This window comes from Acidovorax sp. HMWF029 (genome assembly GCF_003060895.1).
Classification (GTDB): Bacteria; Pseudomonadota; Gammaproteobacteria; order Burkholderiales; family Burkholderiaceae_C; genus Acidovorax.
In genome coordinates, this window is the sequence record NZ_QAIH01000130.1 from 1 (window position 1) to 18,376 (window position 18,376).

The 18,376-nt window shown below is 66.0% G+C and carries 16 protein-coding genes; 1 reads left to right on the forward strand and 15 read right to left on the reverse strand.

Annotated elements, in window-relative coordinates; genetic code table 11:
• The first annotated feature begins 53 nt into the window (after positions 1 to 53).
• Complete coding sequence (locus DBR12_RS08755) at positions 54 to 668, forward strand: glutathione S-transferase N-terminal domain-containing protein (protein WP_108616900.1); 615 nt, start codon at positions 54 to 56, stop codon at positions 666 to 668.
• 222 nt (positions 669 to 890) lie between these two features.
• Here the strand turns inward: DBR12_RS08755 and DBR12_RS08760 are convergent, their stop codons facing one another.
• The 15 genes from DBR12_RS08760 to DBR12_RS22645 form a co-directional block, all read right to left on the reverse strand.
• Positions 891 to 1,346: a nuclear transport factor 2 family protein gene (locus tag DBR12_RS08760; protein ID WP_108616901.1), complete on the reverse strand. Its 456-nt coding sequence runs from the start codon at positions 1,344 to 1,346 to the stop codon at positions 891 to 893.
• 5 nt (positions 1,347 to 1,351) lie between these two features.
• A complete protein-coding gene (locus tag DBR12_RS08765; protein ID WP_108616902.1) occupies positions 1,352 to 2,134 on the reverse strand; it encodes an SDR family oxidoreductase in 783 nt (260 codons plus the stop codon).
• A complete protein-coding gene (locus tag DBR12_RS08770; RefSeq protein ID WP_108616903.1) occupies positions 2,131 to 2,673 on the reverse strand; it encodes a DUF3833 domain-containing protein in 543 nt (180 codons plus the stop codon). The genes DBR12_RS08765 and DBR12_RS08770 overlap by 4 nt, the downstream gene beginning before the upstream one ends.
• Positions 2,674 to 2,691: 18 nt before the next feature.
• A complete protein-coding gene (locus tag DBR12_RS08775) occupies positions 2,692 to 3,987 on the reverse strand; it encodes an MFS transporter (protein ID WP_108616904.1) in 1,296 nt (431 codons plus the stop codon).
• A complete protein-coding gene (locus DBR12_RS08780; protein ID WP_108616905.1) occupies positions 3,984 to 4,508 on the reverse strand; it encodes a chalcone isomerase family protein in 525 nt (174 codons plus the stop codon). The genes DBR12_RS08775 and DBR12_RS08780 overlap by 4 nt, the downstream gene beginning before the upstream one ends.
• 71 nt (positions 4,509 to 4,579) lie before the next feature.
• Positions 4,580 to 5,803 carry a cyclopropane-fatty-acyl-phospholipid synthase family protein gene (locus DBR12_RS08785; protein WP_108616918.1) on the reverse strand — a complete coding sequence of 408 codons (1,224 nt, stop codon included), beginning with the start codon at positions 5,801 to 5,803 and terminating at the stop codon, positions 4,580 to 4,582.
• A 23-nt stretch (positions 5,804 to 5,826) separates the two neighbouring features.
• A complete protein-coding gene (locus DBR12_RS08790; protein ID WP_108616906.1) occupies positions 5,827 to 6,618 on the reverse strand; it encodes a DUF1365 domain-containing protein in 792 nt (263 codons plus the stop codon).
• Positions 6,615 to 7,925, reverse strand: a complete 1,311-nt coding sequence (locus DBR12_RS08795; RefSeq protein ID WP_108616907.1) for an NAD(P)/FAD-dependent oxidoreductase — start codon at positions 7,923 to 7,925, stop codon at positions 6,615 to 6,617. The genes DBR12_RS08790 and DBR12_RS08795 overlap by 4 nt, the downstream gene beginning before the upstream one ends.
• Positions 7,926 to 8,169: 244 nt before the next feature.
• A complete protein-coding gene (locus tag DBR12_RS08800; RefSeq protein ID WP_108616908.1) occupies positions 8,170 to 8,751 on the reverse strand; it encodes a glutathione peroxidase in 582 nt (193 codons plus the stop codon).
• Positions 8,752 to 9,029: 278 nt separating this feature from the next.
• Positions 9,030 to 10,241: an HD-GYP domain-containing protein gene (locus tag DBR12_RS08805; protein WP_108616909.1), complete on the reverse strand. Its 1,212-nt coding sequence runs from the start codon at positions 10,239 to 10,241 to the stop codon at positions 9,030 to 9,032.
• 123 nt (positions 10,242 to 10,364) lie between these two features.
• On the reverse strand, positions 10,365 to 13,481 hold the full coding sequence (locus DBR12_RS08810; protein WP_108616910.1) for an efflux RND transporter permease subunit: 3,117 nt from the start codon (positions 13,479 to 13,481) through the stop codon (positions 10,365 to 10,367).
• An 11-nt stretch (positions 13,482 to 13,492) separates the two neighbouring features.
• On the reverse strand, positions 13,493 to 14,704 hold the full coding sequence (locus tag DBR12_RS08815; RefSeq protein WP_108616911.1) for an efflux RND transporter periplasmic adaptor subunit: 1,212 nt from the start codon (positions 14,702 to 14,704) through the stop codon (positions 13,493 to 13,495).
• Positions 14,705 to 14,775: 71 nt separating this feature from the next.
• The gene (locus DBR12_RS08820) at positions 14,776 to 16,212 is read right to left on the reverse strand and encodes an efflux transporter outer membrane subunit (RefSeq protein ID WP_108616912.1); all 1,437 of its coding nucleotides are present in this window, start codon (positions 16,210 to 16,212) and stop codon (positions 14,776 to 14,778) included.
• A complete protein-coding gene (locus tag DBR12_RS08825) occupies positions 16,209 to 16,940 on the reverse strand; it encodes a TetR/AcrR family transcriptional regulator (RefSeq protein WP_108616913.1) in 732 nt (243 codons plus the stop codon). The genes DBR12_RS08820 and DBR12_RS08825 overlap by 4 nt, the downstream gene beginning before the upstream one ends.
• 106 nt (positions 16,941 to 17,046) lie before the next feature.
• Positions 17,047 to 18,376, reverse strand: a 1,330-nt coding sequence (locus DBR12_RS22645) for a DUF294 nucleotidyltransferase-like domain-containing protein (protein WP_233244365.1), incomplete at its 5' end; no start/stop codon positions are given.

An 18,376-nucleotide genomic window follows, 5' to 3' on the forward strand; every position in this document is an offset into this window, starting at 1 on the left:
CGATAGAATCAAACCCGAATTGTTCAGCATCCCCGCGCACTGGAAGACACACCATGAAATTGATCGGAGCCACCACCAGCCCCTACGTGCGCAAGGTACGTATCGTGATGGCGGAGAAAAAGCTCGACTACCAGTTCGTACAAGAAAACGTCTGGGCTGACGACACCCACATCGCCACTTCCAACCCGCTGGGCAAGGTCCCCTGCCTGGTGATGGAAGGCGGCGAAGCGGTATTTGACTCCCGCGTGATCGTCGAATACCTCGACACCCTCTCGCCCGTGGGCAAGCTGATCCCGTCGCAAGGCCGCGAGCGCGCCGAGGTCAAGACCTGGGAGGCGCTGGCCGATGGCGTGATGGACGCCGCCATTCTGGCCCGCCTGGAAGCCACCTGGGCCCACCGCAAGGACAGCGAGCGCAGCCATGCCTGGATTGACCGCCAGCTGATCAAGGTGAACGACGGCCTCAAGTCCATGAGCCAGGGCCTGGGCGACAAGCCCTATTGCAGCGGTATCCACCTGAGCCTGTCCGACATCGCCGTGGGCTGTGCCTTGGGCTGGCTGGAGTTCCGCTTCCCAGAAATCGCCTGGCGCAACGAATACCCCAACCTGGGCAAGCTGCTGGACAAGCTGATGCTGCGCCCGAGCTTCGCAGACACCAGGCCATCCTGAGCGCCAGCATCAAGCCCCTGGCGCGATACAACACCCGCCAACGATCAACTAATTGTTAAGGATGTCCTGCATAACCCTCGCGAGTCGGTGGTAGTGCGGATCGGGACAGGCCGCAAGGCGTCTTTTTGCAGCCAATAGCCCGGCTATTGGCAAGAAAAAGCAACGCAGCGGACTGCCCGAGGCCGCGCTATCACAGACCGCAGGGAGTTATGCAGGACATCCTTAACTGTTGGCGCGTTTCTTGAGCCAGCGCATCAGCGCACCGACCACGGGCAACTTTTCGTACAACTCCTCGGCCGCGTCCCAGTAGTCGCGGTGCAGGGTCACCAGACCTTGTTCGTCCAGCACCAGGTGCGAGGCGCCGCGCACCGTTTGGGTCACGCCCTTTTCAAAGCTCTTGAAGGCAAAGAGGAAATCCCAGGTCAGAAAACACTGCTGCCCCTGCACCACGCGGCCGGTGACCACAAACCGTGGCTGCTCCAGCGCCTCGAACATGTGGGCAAAAATGCCCTGGATGGCAGTTACGCCCACGACTTCGTTGAACGGATCCTTGAAGCGCGCCTGGGGCGCATAGAACTGGCCGATGGTCGCCACATCGGCGGGCGACAGGTTTTCAAAGAACGCAATGACGCGCGTGACGGTTTCTTCCGTAGCGATCGTGGTTTCCGGTGGGTGCATACCGTTCAAAGACCTGTGAATTTGCGAACCGCCGGAAAGTACCACCGATACGGCAGCACGCGCAGCAGCTTCATGACGCGGGTGAAGCGCTTGGGGAAGTGGATGTCGAACTGCCCCCGCGCCCAGCCCTGCAGGATCGCATCCGCTGCCGCCTCGGGCGAAATCAGGGCGGGCATGGTGAAGTCGTTGCCCGCCGTGAGCGGCGTGGCCACAAAGCCAGGGTTGATCACGCTCACGCCCAGCCCCAGGTCGTGCAGATCCAGGTACAGCGCCTCGGCCAGGTTGATGAGCGCGGCCTTGGTGGGCCCGTAGGCCAGACTCTTGGGAAGCCCCCGGAAACCCGCCACGCTGCTGATCAGGCTCACATGCCCTGGGCGCCCGGCCTGGGCTGCAGCCAGCATGGCGGGCAATACGGCAGCCAGGACATGCAGCACGCCGTTGTAGTTGATCTGCTCGTGGCGCAGCATCACGGCCAGGTCGAAATCGGTGGCGCGCATGTCGCGGTAGTAGCCAGCGCAGTAGCACACCAGATCGGGCGCGCCGCCTGCCAGCACCTGCACGGCAGCGGTCTGCACCTGATCGGGCTCGGCGGTGTCGAAGGCCAGGGCCACGCTGCCGGGGTGCTGCGCCACGAACGCCTGGAGGGCATCGCCGTTGCGCGCCGACACGATGACCTGCGCACCGCGCGCATGCAGCGCGACTGCCGTGGCCCTGCCAATGCCGCTGCTGGCCCCGATGAGCCAGACCCGGCGGCCATGCCAGTCGCGCAGGGGGGGGTTGAGGCTCATGGTGCGCGTTTGGTGAAGGACAAGGTGATCTCGCCCAGCCGTACGCCGAACTTGCTCATGGTGGCGCGGTTGAGCATCACGCGGTCGTCAATGAGGTACATCCAGTCGTCCAGATCCACGTTGTAGACCGTGCCATCCACCGGCAGGGCGAGTGTGTAGTTCCAGCGGAAGGCGTTGCCGCGCGTCTGGCCGTTGGCGGTGCCCACCACATCGTCGGCAGTGCCGGTGTAGCGGCCGTCGGCATGTTTCGTCAGCCGCCAGATGCGGCGCTGCGTGGTGCCGTCGGAGTAAGTGAAGGCTTCGTCGAGCACGCCCTCGTTGCCCTTCCAAGTGCAGTCCATGACGACGGTGAAGCGTTTGACGATCTGGCCGCTGCGGTCCTGGAAAATGCCGTAGGCGTCGATCTTGCCGTTGAAATACTGGGCCAGGTCGAGCACCGGCTTTTCGCTGGCGTAGCTATCAAGGTTCTGGCTGGCGCAGCCGGACAGCACCACAGGGGCCGCCACGGCGGCAGATAGGAGAAGGCGTCTTTGCATCATGGGAGTTCCCTCAGACTGTCAGGCGCTGGCCGTGCGGTGCGCCGGCCGAAGCACCAGGAAATACAGCGCCCCTGCTGCCAGCAACTTGAGCATGCAGGGCAGCACCGCGTAGGCCCAACCCAAGGTCTGCAGGCCCTCGGCACTGCGCGTGCCGGGGGTGTAGCCCAGCCAGCCCAGCAGGGGCAGCGCCAGGCCTGCGGCCAGCGCCAGGTTGAGCTTGGTGGCAAAGTTCCACCAGCCGAAATACGCGCCGTCGTGCTGGCCGCTGTCGCCCTCCGCCGCGATCACACCTGCCAGCAGCGCGCTAGGCAGGGCCAGGTCGGTGCCCAGGGCCACGCCCGACAACGCACAGACCACAAGGAAGGGCACCACATCGCCCGCGCCCAGGAACGCCGTCCACACAAACACGCCAATCGCCAAGAGCATGCCCGCCAGCCAGGTGCGCGCCAGGCCCCAGTGCGCCACAGCGCGCAGCCACAGCGGGATGGACAGCGCTGCACACACAAAATAGGCCGCCAGAAACATCGGCTCCTGCGCGGACGGGGCCTGCAGACGGTCCTGGATAAAAAACAGCACCAGCGTGGCCGGTATGGCGCTGGCAATGCCGTTGAGCATGAACACCGCCAGCAGGCGGCGAAACGCAGGGCGGCCCCAGGGCCGCCACAGGCTGGCGCGCTGCGGGGGGCGGTACACCCCCGCCACGGCACCGCCCGCATGCGTTGCGGGGCGTGGCGCACGCGTCCAAGCCCACCAGCCCAGCAGCAAGGTGATGGCAAACACGCTGAGCATGACCGGCAGGCCCAGCAGCGCGGGCAGCACCGAGGCCAGCACCACGCCCACCAGCGCTGCGCCCTCACGCCAGGCCACGATGCGGCCGCGCTGCAGCTCGTCGCCGCCCAGCCGCGCGCCCCAGGACTGGTGTGCAATGCTGAGCTGGCTGTAGGCGGTGTAGGTGATGAGCAGCGCCACCAGCGCCCAGGTGATGAGCGCGTCGGCCCCACGCACTAGTGGAAAGAACAGGCTGGTCAAGCCCAGTGCCAGCACCACTGCCGACCCCGCGCCCACCGCCAGCACGGCACGCACCGAGCGGCCAAAGAGGTGGTCGGACAGGCGGCCCAGCAGCGGGTCGATGAACGCATCAAAAAGCCGCGCTGCCAGCAGCACCGAGCCCAGCGTGGCCAGCGGCATGGCGAATTCGCGTGCGTAGTGGTTGGGCAGCAGCACATACAGAGGCAGCGCCACAAACGCCAGCGGCAGCCCGAGCAGCCCATAGGCCAAGCCTGCACTGGCGCGGATGGGCTGCATGGCGGTCATGGTTGGCCTGCGGTTCGGGTGGCGGCCAGCAGCTCCCGGCGCAGACCGGGTTCGGAGGTCTGGGGCGAGAGCCAGATGCCGAAGAACAGGCGAGAAAATTCGGCGTCAGCCACCTCGCCCACCACGCGGCCGCCCATCTTGAAGACGGCGCCTGCACCCGGCTGGTACAGGCCGAGCAGGCGGTCGCCAGGTTTTACATCCGGCAACGCCGCCTGCAGCGCCTGCTGCCAGTGGGTGGCCTGCTGCGGCGTGAAGCTGCCCACGCGGCGCATTTCTTCGATGGAGCGTTTGGCAATGGCCTCGGCAGTGAAGTTGCGCTGGTAGGTCAGCTCCAGCGCCAGCGGGTGTGCGCTGTACTGGTCGGCATCAAAACCGGGCTGGGCCCACAGGCGAGCGCGGTACACCTCAAAACCCAGGAAACGCAAGGTGCCCTGCCCCACCAGGCGCGCGCCCGCCAAAGGTGCGCTGGCGCTTGGCGACGCGGCAACAACCCCTTGTGCGCCTTGCGGGCCTTGCGCCATTGCAAAATTCGAGCCAAAAACGGCCCCTGCGCCTGATAGCAAAGCGCTAATAGCTATGTTTTTAATAGCATTCATGCTTTCACCAAGGTGTACTGCACCAGGTCGATGTTGCCCATGGCAAACGCGGCCTCGCAGTAGGCGAGGTAGAACTCCCAGATGTGCATGAAGCGCTCATCGAACCCCAGTTGCAGGATCTGCGTGCGCTGCGCCAGAAAGCGCTCGCGCCAGCGCTTGAGGGTCTCGGCGTAGTCCTGGCCGAACGCAAACTCATCCACCACGCGCAGGCCTGCGGCCTCGGCCTCGCGGCGGAACTCGCGCGGGCAGGGCAGACACCCGCCGGGGAAGATGTACTGCTGGATGAAGTCGGTGGAGCTGATGTAGCGCTCGAACAGGCTGTCGTCGATGACGATGCTCTGAATGCAGGCTTTGCCGCCCGGCTTGAGCAGGCGGTTCACCGACTGAAAGTAGGTGGGCCAGTATTCGCGGCCCACGGCCTCGACCATTTCGATGGAGCAGATGGCGTCGTATGGACCGTCCTGGATGTCGCGGTAGTCCTGCAGACGCAGGTCGGCGTGTTCGGCCACTCCCTGCTGGGCCATGCGCTTTTGCGCGAATGCGAGCTGCTCGGTGGAGAGCGTCACCCCCGTGAGATTCGCGCCGAATTCGACGGTCGCCATCTCGGCCAGTGCGCCCCAGCCGCAGCCGATCTCCAGCACGCGGGAGCCCGGCTGCACGCCAGCCATGCGCAGCGCGCGGCGCACCTTGGCGTGCTGGGCCTTGCGCATGTCGCCGTCTGCGTCGCCCTCGAACCACGCGGACGAGTAGTTCATCGTGTCGTCCAGCCACAGCTCGTAGAACGCGTTGCCCAGGTCGTAGTGGGCGTGGATGTTTTTCTGGCTGTTGGCGCGCGTGTTGCGGTTGAGCAGGTGCTTGATGCGGTACAGCAGCCGCCCAGCCCAGGTGCCATAGATCACGCCTTCCACCTGCTGGCGGTTGGCGATGAAGAGCTTGAGCAGGTCGGTGAGGTGCGGCGTGGTCCAGTCGCCCGCGATGTAGCTCTCGGCAAAGCCGATGTCGCCCGACTTGAGCGCGGCGCTGCAGACGTTCCAGTTCTTGAGCGTGATCGCTGCCGAGGGGCCGTTGCCGTGCCCGAAGTGCTGCAAGGTGCCGTCGGGCAGCTGCACAGTAAGGTGGCCATGCTGCAGACGCTGCAGCAGCTTGAGCGCAGTGCGGGCGGCAGCCGGTGTGCCTGCTGGCAGGGTCAGGGCAGAGCGGGGGGCGGTGGTGGAATTCATGGCGGTCTCGTTCGTCATGGAAATCAGCGGGTCACTGCGGCGGCGGGCGCCTCGGGCTTGCGGTGGAAACGCACACGCTTGAGCCACAGCTGCAGCGCGTGCCAGTGAATGCGGGCAATGATGGCCAGCGTCATGGCGGGATAACCCCAGAGCGCCTGGCGCAGGGTCTGCGGGGTGATGGCGTGCAGGGTGCCGCTCACGCTGGTCTGGATGAGCGGGCCGGTATCGTCGTCGTGGTCGATGCGCACCACGGTGCGGCCCGCGTCCTGCGCACCGGCCTCGGTGCGCATGAAACGAAAGCGGTAACCGCCACTGACTTCGCAGAACGGCGACACATGGAACACCTTGCGCGCCTGCTGCTCCACGCCGTACTGGGGGGTGTCCAACAGATAACAGTGGCGCTCGCCAAAGGTGTTGTTCACCTCGACCACGATGGCGCGCAGGCTGCCATCGGTGCGGTGGCAGTACCAGAAGCTCACGGGCTTGAAGGTGTAGCCCAGCACGCGCGGGTAGCAGTGCAGCCAGACCTCGCCTGTTGCGTCGGTGATGCCTTCGGCCCGCAGCAGCTCGTCGAGCCAGGCCAGCGCCCCGCCCTGCACGGCGCTGCGGCCGTCGCCGTGGTCCACGTCATGAAAACTGATGGCGCCGCTTCGGTTCACGGCCAGCGCGCTGCGCAGGCCGGGCAGGCTGCGCATGGGCAGCATCAGGAAAAACGTGGGGTAGGCAAATGCATGCCGCCGGGGCCGCAGCCGCGCGTGGCGCACCTGACCGAAGCCGATCAGGGGCGCTGCGGACGGGGCTGAAGTGAGACTCACGCGGCCTCCGCCATGGGTGTGGGCAGGGTGGCACGCAGCCGTTCGGCCACGGCCAGTCCGGATTTCAGCCCGTCATCATGGAAGCCATAGCCCGTCCAGGCGCCGCAGAACCAGGTGTTCTGCTGCCCTTGCAGCTTGCCCACCTGCTGCTGCGCACGGATGGCGGCCATGTCGAACACCGGGTGTGCGTACTCGTAGCTGCCGATCACTTTTTCGGGCGCAATGTCGCGCACCGGATTGAGCGACACCACCACTGGCTGGGCAAAGGGCACGGGCTGCAGTTGGTTGATGAGGTAGTGCAGGCACACACGGGCCGACTCGCGGCTCTTTTGCTGGGCACGCTCGTAGTTCCAAGCAGCCCAGGCAGCGCGGCGCGCAGGCAGCACCGAAGTGTCGGTGTGCAGCACGGCGCGGTTGGCCTGGTAGCGGATGGCGCCGAGCACGGCTCGTTCCTGCAGGGTGGGTTCGGCCAGCAGCGCGAGTGACTGGTCGGAATGCGTGGCCAGTACCACTTTGTCGAAGTGCTCTGAATAGCCGGCAGTCAACACACGCACACCAGCCGCGTCGCGTTCGATGCGGCGCACGGGGGTGTTCAGACGCTTGTCGGCAATGCCCGCCACGATCTTCTCCACGTAGTGGCGCGCACCACCAGACACCGTCCACCACTGTGGGCGGTTGCTCACCTGGATGAGCCCGTGGTTGTGGCAGAACCGGATCATGGTGGCCACGGGGAACTTGAGCATCTGGTCAGTCGGGCAGCTCCAGATGCAGCCCAACATAGGCAGGAAGTACCAGTCGCGGAACGCGTCGCCAAAGCGGTGCTCGCGCAAGAAGTCGCCCAGTGGCTGCATCAGCGCCGCCTCGGCCTGTTTTTCTGCAATGCGTGTGCACAGCTTGTTGAAGCGCAGCAGGTCGCGCAGCATGCCGAGAAAGCGCGGGTTGGCCAGGTTGGAGCGCTGCGCAAACACCGTGCTGAGGTTGGTGCCGCTCCACTCCAGAGCGCGGCCAACGCCCAGGGCGGAGGGCACCTGCACCGAGAACGACATGTCGGATTTGGCGGTCTCCACGCCCAGCTCGGCCAGCAGGCGGATGAGGTGGGGGTAGGTGCGCTCGTTGAACACCAGAAAGCCGGTGTCCACACCGTGGGTAACCAATGTCCCCGACGCATCGGGCAACGTCACATCCACCGTGTGGGTGTGGCCGCCAAAGTAGTCACCCGCCTCAAACAGCGTGATGTCTGCCTGACCGCGCAGCTTGTGCGCGACGGATAGCCCGGAGATGCCGGTGCCGATGATGGCGATTTTCATGACCGGCTCCCTCTGGCCGGTACACGGAATAAAAAGGTTGCGAAGCGTCCCGAAACGAATAAGAGAGGGAGGGAGGAGAAGCGCTCCAGGAGGTCAGTCGGAACCCGGGGGCCCGAAAGGCTTCGCAACATTAAAACTGTACGCTGCGCAATCGTCTTGCGCAATGGATAGAGTGGTGCCATTTCCGCGAAGTTCCAGAGCTCGCCCGGAATTTTTATAAAAAAACGTAAAGAAACCATGGCGCTCACCGGGGGGCGGGCCGGGCCAGTTGCTGCTCGATGGCCCGCACCAGGCCCTTGTTGTCAGGGCCGGTCAGGCTGGAATAGTTGTCCACTACTTGGCCGTCACGCCCCAGCAGGTACTTGTGGAAGTTCCAGCGCGGCGCGGTGCCTGACAACTGCGCCAGCTGCTGGAACAGCGGCGAGGCCTCAGGGCCTTTCACGCTGCTCTTGGCGAACATCGGAAATTTCACCCCGAAGGTGTTTTCGCAGAAGTCCGCGATCTCCTTGTTGCTGCCTTTTTCCTGGGCAAAGTCGTTGGACGGAAAGCCCAGCACCACCAGGCCCCTGTCCTTGTAGCGCGCATACAGCTCCTCCAGCCCCTTGTACTGGCCGGTAAAGCCGCAGAAACTGGCCGTATTGACCACCAGCACCACTTTTCCGCTGTATTGGCACAGCGACTGGGGCTTTTCGTCCTGCAGGCGGGGGAAGCTGTGCTTCAGCGTACTAGGGCACTGGGCCTCGGTGTCCGCCGCCTTTGCCTGGGGCGCCAGCAACAGCCCCGCCAGCAGGGCGGCCAGGGAGATACAGCGTGACTTTGTGTTCATGGGGTGTTGGGCAGCTGGCAAGTGATGGGGGCAATTTAACCGCTTCATCATTTTTTGTCCACATGAGTTTTTATTTGTACTGAACGGTATACGCATTACCCCCGCCTTTGGATTCATATTTCCGACATGGCAGCATGGGTAGGCCCGCCCGCTCTGCGTACAGCAAGCGGGCAAGCGCACGCGGGCCATGCCCGCAAGATGCTGGGCCGGCGGGCAGACCGGGGAAAAAGGGAAAAAGAAGGGGGAACTGCTGGCGACACCCAAGGTGCGCCCAGAGGTCAGACCATCTGCAACAGACGGTGCAGGGAGAGCTTGACCCGCACATCCTTGAAGGCCACCACACCGGTGACCTTCCAGGGTGGCATGCCCGAATCGCGCGGGATGGGCTCGCCCGTGGGCATGCCGTCGCGGTTGGTCACCACGGCCACCTTGGGCGTGGTGGCGGTGGTGCCCCGACGGATCACCACACCCACCTCGCGGCTGGCCAGTCGCACAAAGGCGCCCGGCGGGTACACACCCAGAGTCTTCACCAGCGCAGCACCGGCTTCGTCCGCCTGCTGCTCTTCGTCGTAGTAGCTGGCCTGCATGGCAGCAGTGACCGGCATGGGCCAGCGGGCAGCGCGGGGCGCGAGCCGTGCTCCAAAGATGTCGGCACGCTGAACAAGGCGCGCCATCTGCTGGGCATCTGTCTTCTGGTCCAGTGGGCCGGGGGTGCGGTGGTGGTGGCAGCGGACGGCCTCCAGCCATACCGGGTCCGCCACGCCCAGATGGCGCAGCAGTGCCTCGGAACGCTCGGCGTGGTTTTCTACTGCGGCAATCTGCGCCGCAGTCAAAGGATGGGACTGCTGGGCCAGCTGGTCCTGCAACTCCGTCATGGAGATGTTCATGCTGAGAGCCGCATGCCCCACCTGCTGCACCCGGCCCGCAGGCCAGCGCAGCATCTCACGCGCCACCACCATGCACACGCAGCTCACCAGCATGGAGTGGGTAGCGCTGTACATGCGTGTTTCCTGGGCCGACAGATAGATCAGCGCCAGCAGGGTGGCGTCGGGCGTCTGCTCGCAGTGGCGGGCCAGTTCTTCATGCAGTGCCTGGAAGCGCGCACCAAAATCGCTGGGCGAGGGCGTACGCAGCAGTTGCGTGGCGCGCAGCTGCAGCTCAGGCCAGTCCGCCTGGGCCCGGGCAGCCTCTGCACGGGCCCGGCTTGCAGACTCCTCGGCGGCCGTCATCTTCATTGCGGCGATCTCGCCCAGGTTGGTGTCCGCTATCAGCATGCGCTGCAGCTGTGCCAGGTAGGCGCGGTGGCTGCCGCCCGACTCGTCGGTGTCCACACACAGCTGGCGCCCCCGGGCTACCATCTTGGCCAGTTCCTCCCGGGTGCGGATCACATAGCCTTTTTGGGCCAGCAGGGCGCCATCGGAGCCCCGCAGCACAAAAGGCAGCGGGTGACCGAGCTGGATGGATTCGATGTTGAGGCCGACGAGGTTCATGGTTCTCTACACATTATCCAACGCACCGCGCCCGGCAAACCCTTCGCCTGCCGGGTGATTTCCCGGCTTTTCAGCAGACGCAACCCCCGTGTTGCTGCCAGGCCCTCGGGGCCTGGACGACAGTCAATGCGCCGTGGGTGGCGCAGGTGGCAAGGCTTCGGCAGGCTCACGCGCCGGGTGCAAGCCCCGCAATCGGCGCAACATGCGCCCGAACCACTGGCCCAGGTCGTCTACGCTGGTGAACACCGGCGGAATCACCAGCAGACTCAGCAGGGTGGAGGTGATGAGCCCCCCGATCACCGCCACTGCCATGGGCGAGCGGAAGCTGGCGTCCGCCGCGCCAAAGCCAATGGCGATGGGCAGCATGCCCGCACCCATGGCCAGCGTGGTCATGATGATGGGCCGTGCGCGCTTGTGGCAGGCGTCGATGAGAGCCTCCAGGCGCGTCATGCCATGCTCGCGCCGCGCCAAGATGGCGTACTCGACCAGCAGGATCGAGTTTTTGGTTGCAATACCCATGAGCATGATGAGCCCGATGAGCGAGGGCATCGAGAAGCTCTTTTGCGCCACCAGCAGGCCCACAAACGCCCCGCCCAGCGACAGTGGCAATGCCGCCAGGATGGTGACCGGGTGCAGGAAGTCCTTGAACAGCAGCACCAGCACAATGTAGATACACAACACGCCCGTCAGCATGGCCAGGCCAAAGCTCGCAAACAGCTCGCCCATCATTTCGGCATCACCGATCGTGATCTGGCGCACGCCCGGCGGCAGGTTCTGAATGGAGGGCAGGGCCTCCACAGCCTTCGTCACATCGCCCAGGGGCTGGCCCGAGAGTTCGATCTCGAAGTTCACGTTGCGCGCGCGATCGTAGCGGTCCACCACGGCAGGGCCGCCACTGAACTCCAGCGTAGCCACCTGGCCCAGCATGACCGGGCCCTTGCTGCCCTGCACAGGCAGGCGCTCCAGCAGCGCGAGGTCCTTGCGGGCATCGTCCTGCAACTTGACCACGATGGGCACCTGGCGCGACGCGAGGTTGAGCTTGGGCAACGACACGTCATAGTCGCCCACCGTGGCGATGCGCAAGGTTTCGGCAATCGCGCTGCTGGTCACACCCAGGTCGGCGGCGCGCGCAAAATCAGGGCGCACGGCGATCTCCGAGCGCACCAGGCTGGCGGTGGACGACACACTGCCCAGGCCAGGGATGGTGCGCAGGTCCTTCTCGACCGCCAGCGCAGCAGTGGTCAGCGCCTGCGGGTCATCGCCGGTCAGCACCAGCACATACTTCTCACCCGAGCCGCCCAGGCCCACCTTGCTTCGCACGCCAGGCAGGGTTTCCAGCGCAGCGCGGATCTGGTTCTCGATGCCCTGCTTGCGCGGGCGGTCGCCCCGCTCTGCCAGCAGGATGGTGAGCGTGGCCTTGCGCGTCTCGGCGTTTGAGCTACCCATGAAAGGATCCCCCCCCGCAGTGCCGCCGCCAATGGTGGTGTAGACGCTCTTCACATGGTCCACCCGCGCGATGCGCTCGCGCGCGTCCTCGGCCGCCGCGCGGGTCTGCGACAGCGTGGCGCCGGGGGGTAGCTCCAGGTACACCTGGGTCTGCGAGTTGTCGTCGGGCGGTATGAAACCCGTGGGCAGCAGCGGGATCAGCGCCAGCGATCCGATGAAGAACGCCGCAGTGCCCATGAAGGTGACCCAGCGGTGCTTGATGCACCATGCCGCCCAGCGCAGGTAGGTCGTCATCCAGCGCGGGTCCTTGTGGCCACCCACGATGGGTTTGAGAATGTAGGCCGCCATCATGGGCGTGAGCACACGCGCCACCACCAGGCTGGCAAACACCGCCAGCGACGCCGTCCAGCCAAACTGCTTGAAGAACTTGCCGGCAATGCCGCTCATGAAAGCGGTGGGCAAAAACACCGCGATCAGCGTGAAGGTGGTGGCCACCACTGCCAGACCAATTTCATCGGCGGCCTCCATGGCCGCCTGATAGGGCGTCTTGCCCATGCGCAGGTGGCGCACGATGTTTTCAACTTCCACGATGGCATCGTCCACCAGGATGCCCACCACCAGCGACATGGCCAGCAGAGTGATCACGTTGATGGAGAAACCCAGCAGATGCATGCCGATGAATGCCGGGATTACCGACAGCGGCAGCGCCACGGCCGACACAAAGGTCGCGCGCCAGTCGCGCAGGAACAGCCATACCACCAGCACGGCCAGCAGCGCGCCTTCATACAGCAGGTGCATGGAGCCGTCGTATTCCTCCTGCACAGGTTGCACGAAGTTGAACGCCTCGGTGATAGTGAGGTCGGGGTGCTGGGCGCGCATCTCCTGAAGGGCCACCTGCACGGCCGCGCCCACCTCGACCTCGCTCGCGCCCTTGCTGCGCGCCACCTCGAAGCCCACCACCGGCTTGCCATTGAGCAGGGCCAGGGCACGCGGCTCGGCAATGGTGTCAGACACGGTGGCCACCTGGTCCAGGCGGATTTTCCGCCCGTCAGACAACGCCAGCGTGAGGCCGGCCAGCTCCTGCGCCGACTGCACGGTGGCCAGCGTGCGCACGGGCTGCTCGCTACCACCCAGGTCAGTGCGTCCTCCGGCGCTTTCGGTCTGCACCTGGCGCAGCTGGCGCGACACATCGGCCGCCGTCGCCCCCAGGGCCTGCAGCTTGACCGGGTCGAGGGCCACATGCACCTCGCGCTGCACGCCGCCCACGCGGGTGACCGCACCCACGCCGCGCACGGTGAGCAGCTTCTTGGCCACGGCATCGTCCACAAACCACGACAGCGCCTCGTCATCCATGCGGTTTGACGCGATGGTGAACGCCAGCACGGGCTGCGCGGCCAGGTCCATCTTGGTCACGATGGGGTCGCGCACATCGCCCGGCAACTCGCCGCGCACGCGTGCCACGGCGGAGCGCACGTCATCCAGCGCCTCCTGCGTGGGCTTTTCCAGCCGGAACTCGGCGGTGATGGTGGCCCCACCATCCTGCACCTTGGTGTAGATGTGCTTGAGGCCCTGCAGCGTGGCGATGCTGTTCTCGATCTTGCGCGCCACGTCGTTTTCAAGCTGCGCGGGCGATGCGCCCGGCAGCGCCACGGTGACCGAGATCGTTGGCAGATCAATGTCCGGGAAGTTCTGCACCTTCATGGCGTTGAAGGACAGCAGGCCGCCGAAGGTCAGCAGCACAAACAGCATCAGCGCCGGGATGGGGTTCTTGATGGACCAGGTGGATACATTCATCCGATTGCTCCTCAATTTATAGCATTAAGTGCTTTACCATCGCGCGGCGAAGGCATTTTTTGCTTTGAATCCGCGGGCACTGGGGCCTGCACGGGCGCGGCAGGGGCTGCGGTCGCTGCAGCCACGCGCACCAGGTCACCGTCGTTGAGAAACCCCGCGCCGCGCACGGCCACCGAGGCATTGGCGTCCAGGCCCGTCAGCACTTCCACCCGGTCGGCCACGCGGCGGCCTGCCTGCACCTTGCGCTGCTGCACGCGCTGCTCGGGCCCCACCACAAACACGTACGAGAAGCCATCGCGCACGACCAGGGCCTCCTGCGGCACGGTGAGCGCATCGCTGTTGCCCAGCGCAAATTCGCCGCGCGCAAACATGCCCGCCCGGAAGTCCGCGTCGGCGGGCAGGTCCACATACACCAGCGCGTTGCGGGTCTGCGGGTCCACCGTGGGCGCGACCATGCGTACCGTGCCTTCGACCGTCGCGCCGCTGGCCGCCGTCACGCTGACCTTGGCTCCGGGCGCAATGCGGCGCAGCTCGGTGGAGGTGACCTCGGCACGCCATTCCAGGCGGCCTTTGCGCACCATGCGGAACAGTTCGGTGCCTGCGCCCACAACAGCGCCCACCGTGGCCGTGCGGGCCGAGATCACACCGCCGTCGGGCGCCACGACCTGGGTGTATTTCAGACGCAGCTGCTGAGCGTTGAGCGTGGCTTGAGCCGCCTCCACCCGCGCCTGGGCCGTCTTCTCCGCGGTGGTGAACTGCTGGATCTGCTGCTGGCTCAGAGCACCCGTGGCTTGCAGTGCGCGGGCCCGGTCGGCATTGGCGGCGGCCTCAGCGGCATTGGCCTGGGCCTCCAGCAGACTGGCACGCACCTGCGCCACGTCGGCCTGCACCGTTTCGGCCGAGAAGGTCGCCAGCACCTGCCCGGCCTTGACCACGTCGCCCACGTTCACACGCACGTCGGTCAGGCGCAGGCCGTTGCTCTCAGCGCCGATGCTGGCCTCCTGCCAGGCCGCGACATTGCCGTTGGCAGCCAGGCGCACAGGCACGGCAATGCGCTGCGGCTGGGCCATGCTCACCGTGAGCGCGGGGCGGGGCTGGCCCGCCTTGGGTTCATCGGCGGCACGCGATGCGCCGGAGTACACCAGGGCGCCGCCCGTGGCCAGCACACAGGCAGCGATCACGGCGAAAGCCGTGGCAGAAATTTGAAAGCGTTGCGTTTGCATGTTGTCTATCCGTTCATCCAGTCGGTGTCAGGAAAAGGAGGTCAGCGATCGGCCAAGCCCCAGGGGTTCATTCAGCGCGCAGCGGTGGGGGCGGCCGTAGCGACGGCCGTCTGCACGCCCCACCCGCCGCCAGCGGCCCGATACAGCGCAATCCAGGCGGTCTGGCGTTCGTGCTGCAGCGCGACCAGTGCGTTCTCGGCGGCGAGCCAGGTGCGCCGCGCATCCTCCAGCTCCACCAGGCTGGCCAGCCCGCCGCGCCAGCGTGCCTCGGTCGCGTCGAACGATGTGCGGTAGCCCTCGGCCGCCGTGCGCGCGCTCGCGTTGCGCTCGGCCGTGCTCTGCAGGCGCACCAGTGCCTGTTCCACCTCGCTCACGGCCTGGCGCACCTTGGCGCGGTACAGCGTGGCGGCCTCGTCGTAGCGGGCCTGCGCGGCGTCGCTCACCGCCGCACGGCGGCCACCGTCGAACAGAGGCACACTCAACGCCAAGGGGCCGATGGTCCAGGTGTTCAGGTCGGTCGTCACGCCACTGGCGCGCACCCAGGCGCTGCCCACTGAGCCGCTGAGCGACAGGCGCGGGTAGCGCTGCGCCTGCGCGCTGCCCACCTCGGCACTGGCGGCGGCCACTTCGCGCTCGGCGTTGTAGACATCGGGTCGCTGGGCCAGCACCTGCGCGGGCAACACTGCAATGGAAAACAGCGCGTCGGGTGCCGCAGCCACAGGGGTGGCGAGGCGGGCGCGCAAGGTGGACTCGCCCCAGCCCGTGAGCGCCACCAGGGTCTTCACGTCCACATCGCACAACATGCGCTGCTGCGATGTGCGGGCCAGGGCCTCGGCTGCGCTTGCGCGTGCCAGGGCCGCTGTGGCAGGCGCGGTGAAGCCCGCGCGTTCGCTCAGGCCGGACAGGCGCGAGGTCTCACCGCGCGACTGCGCGTCGCGTTCGGCCACCTGCAACTGCGCCAGGCAAGTGCGCAGGCTGCTGATCTGCTGCGCCACTTCGGCCGCCACGCTCACGCGTGCTTCGTGCCACAGGGCTTGTGCGCCCGCCAGTCGCTCGTCGGCAGCCGTGCTGGTAGCGCGGTTCGCACCAAAAAGGTCGATCTCCCAGCTCGCCTGCAGCCCGGCCTGCGCCGTGGTGGCCACGCGCGCCAATTGCTCGTTGAGGCCCCGGCTCGCGCTGGCTTGCGCGTCGAGCGACGGCAGCAGCGCGGCGCGGCTGCTGACCTGCGTGGCGCGGGCCTGCGCCAGGCGTGCCTGGGCCTGGGCCATGCCTGGGCTCACGGCTTGGGCGGCGTCGATCAGCTCGACCAACAGCGGGTCGCCCAGCTGAGTCCACCACCGGGCCATGTCGCCCAGCGAGCCCTGGTGAGGCAATGGGGCCTGCCATGCCACGGGTGGGACGGCCGACACCCGGGCTGGCGGCGCGCTGGTTGCGCAAGCGCCCAGGGCCAGGGGCAGCAAGGCCCCCCAAGCCCATCTGTTGGTGCTCAAGGTAGTGCTCAATCTCATGCGTTGGATTCCTTCTTGTGCGAAGTCCTGGAAGCGGGGTGCTCGGACCCTTGCGCGGCCTGCCGCCGGGTGATTTCCCCTTGCACCATGCACAGGGCGTAGCCAGTCAACCGCTCCACCCACGCATCCACCGCCCCGGCAACCGCCAGCTGGGGAGCAATGGCCTGCAGGGGGTCGCGCTGCGTCCACATCTGCATGATCAGGCCCGCCAGAGAGAAGGCGAGCCGGTGCATGTCGTCGTCCACCACCGACACACCCATGTGTCGGCACAGGACTTGGATAAGTGCCATGTGAGGAGCACGGCACTCGCTTTCGATGAGTTCCGGCCACACATGGGTGGGCTCAAGCAGCTCCCGCACGTGCAGGCGCAGCGACTGCGTCACCAGGTCATCGTGCTTGAGCGGCTCCAGAAATCCCGCGAAGTAGCGGTGCAGCGCGCCGTGCAAATCCAGCGCCGGGTCTGCAAACACCGGAATCAGATCGCTGCTGCTGCCAAAGGGCTCGTAGAACGTAGCTGTGTATAGCTGGGCCTTGTCACCAAAGTGGTACGCAATGGCTGCCACATTGGTGCCCGCTGCCTGGGCGATGGCCCGCACGGAAGTCTGGGCAAAGCCCTTTTCGGAAAAAAGCTGCAGCGCGGCCTGCAGCAGGCGCGCGCGCGTGTCTTCGCCGTCACTGCGGGCCGTACGCTGAGAGGCAGGAATGAAGGAAGGAGCACCGGAACTCATGGCCCCGGATTAAACCACCATAATTCAAACAGTTGTTTGAATTAATGAATTTTCAGGACGCGATGCCACACCAAAATGCAACCATTTGTCACACCCCAATAGGGCGCTATGCCTGCTCGCCGAACACGGCCCGCCACAGCGCCAACACCGCATCGCGTTCGGCCTGCAGCGCGGGAGGCGTCACCTGGGTAGGGGCTTCGTCCAGGCGCGCCAGGTGCTGCACGCGGCGAAGCTCGCGGTAGGCATCAGCAGCTGCTATGCCCACGCCGGCAGGCAGCAATCCTACCTGCTCGGCGCGCTGCAACAACGCAATGTTGCCCACATTGCCGCGCAGCTCGGGGTGGGCCACCGACTGCGACAGCACCAGGTATTGCACGGCGAATTCGGCGTCCACCATACCGCCCGGGCTGTGCTTCACATCGAAGCGCCCGGCGGGCGTGGGATGGGCCGAGCGCACGCGCTCGCGCATGGTCGCGATCTCGCTTTGCAAGGCCAGCGGGTCGCGGGTAGAAGTGATGACGGCTTCACGCACGGCGTCAAACCGCGCCCGCAAAGCCTCGCTGCCCATCACAAACCGAGCACGTGTCATGGCCTGGTGCTCCCAGGTCCAGGCGGTGTTGCTGCCGCGCTGCTGCTGGTAGTTGGCATAGGCCTCGAAACTTGTCACCAGCAGGCCAGAGTTGCCGTTAGGCCGCAGCGCGGTGTCGATCTCGTACAGGTCGCCCTCGCCTGTCTTCACCGTGAGCCAGTTGATGAGTTTGCGCACAAAGGCGGCGTAGACCTCAGGAGCGCGCTCGTCGTCGTCGTCGAATACAAACACGATGTCGAGGTCACTGCCGTAGCCCAGTTCTTTGCCGCCCAGCTTGCCGTAGCCAATGATGGCGAACTGGGGCTCTTCACGGTGGCGGTTCTTGAGACGGCTCCAGCACCACTGGCTGGTGATGCGCAGCACGCTGTCTGCCAGGGCGCTGAGGTCGTCGGCCACCTGTTCGACGGTGATGCGGCGTTCCACATCCCGCGCCAGGGTACGGAAGGTTTCGGCGTGCTGAGCGCGGCGCAGCAGGTTGAGCAAGGTTTCGTCGTCGTCCTCGCCGGTGGAACGCAATGAGGCCAGGCGCATTGCCAGCTCACGCTCGAAATCGGCCACCACAAAACGCTCGGACAGCAGGTGGTCACCCACCAGCTCGTCGATCACGCCAGGGTGCTGCAGCAGGTAGCGCGCGGGCCACTTGGCGGCGCCTAGCAAATGCAGGAGTTGCTCGTGCACCGAGGGGCGCTCCAGCAGCAGCGCAAGGTAACTCTCACGCCGCAGCAGGGGTTCCAGCCAGTTGGCCAGGCGAACGGAGGCCTCTTCGGTGACGCGCCCTTCCTTGAGCCACTGCGCGGTGCGCTGCACGAGGCGGAACAGGCGGGCACGTGCCTCGTCACGCAGGCCC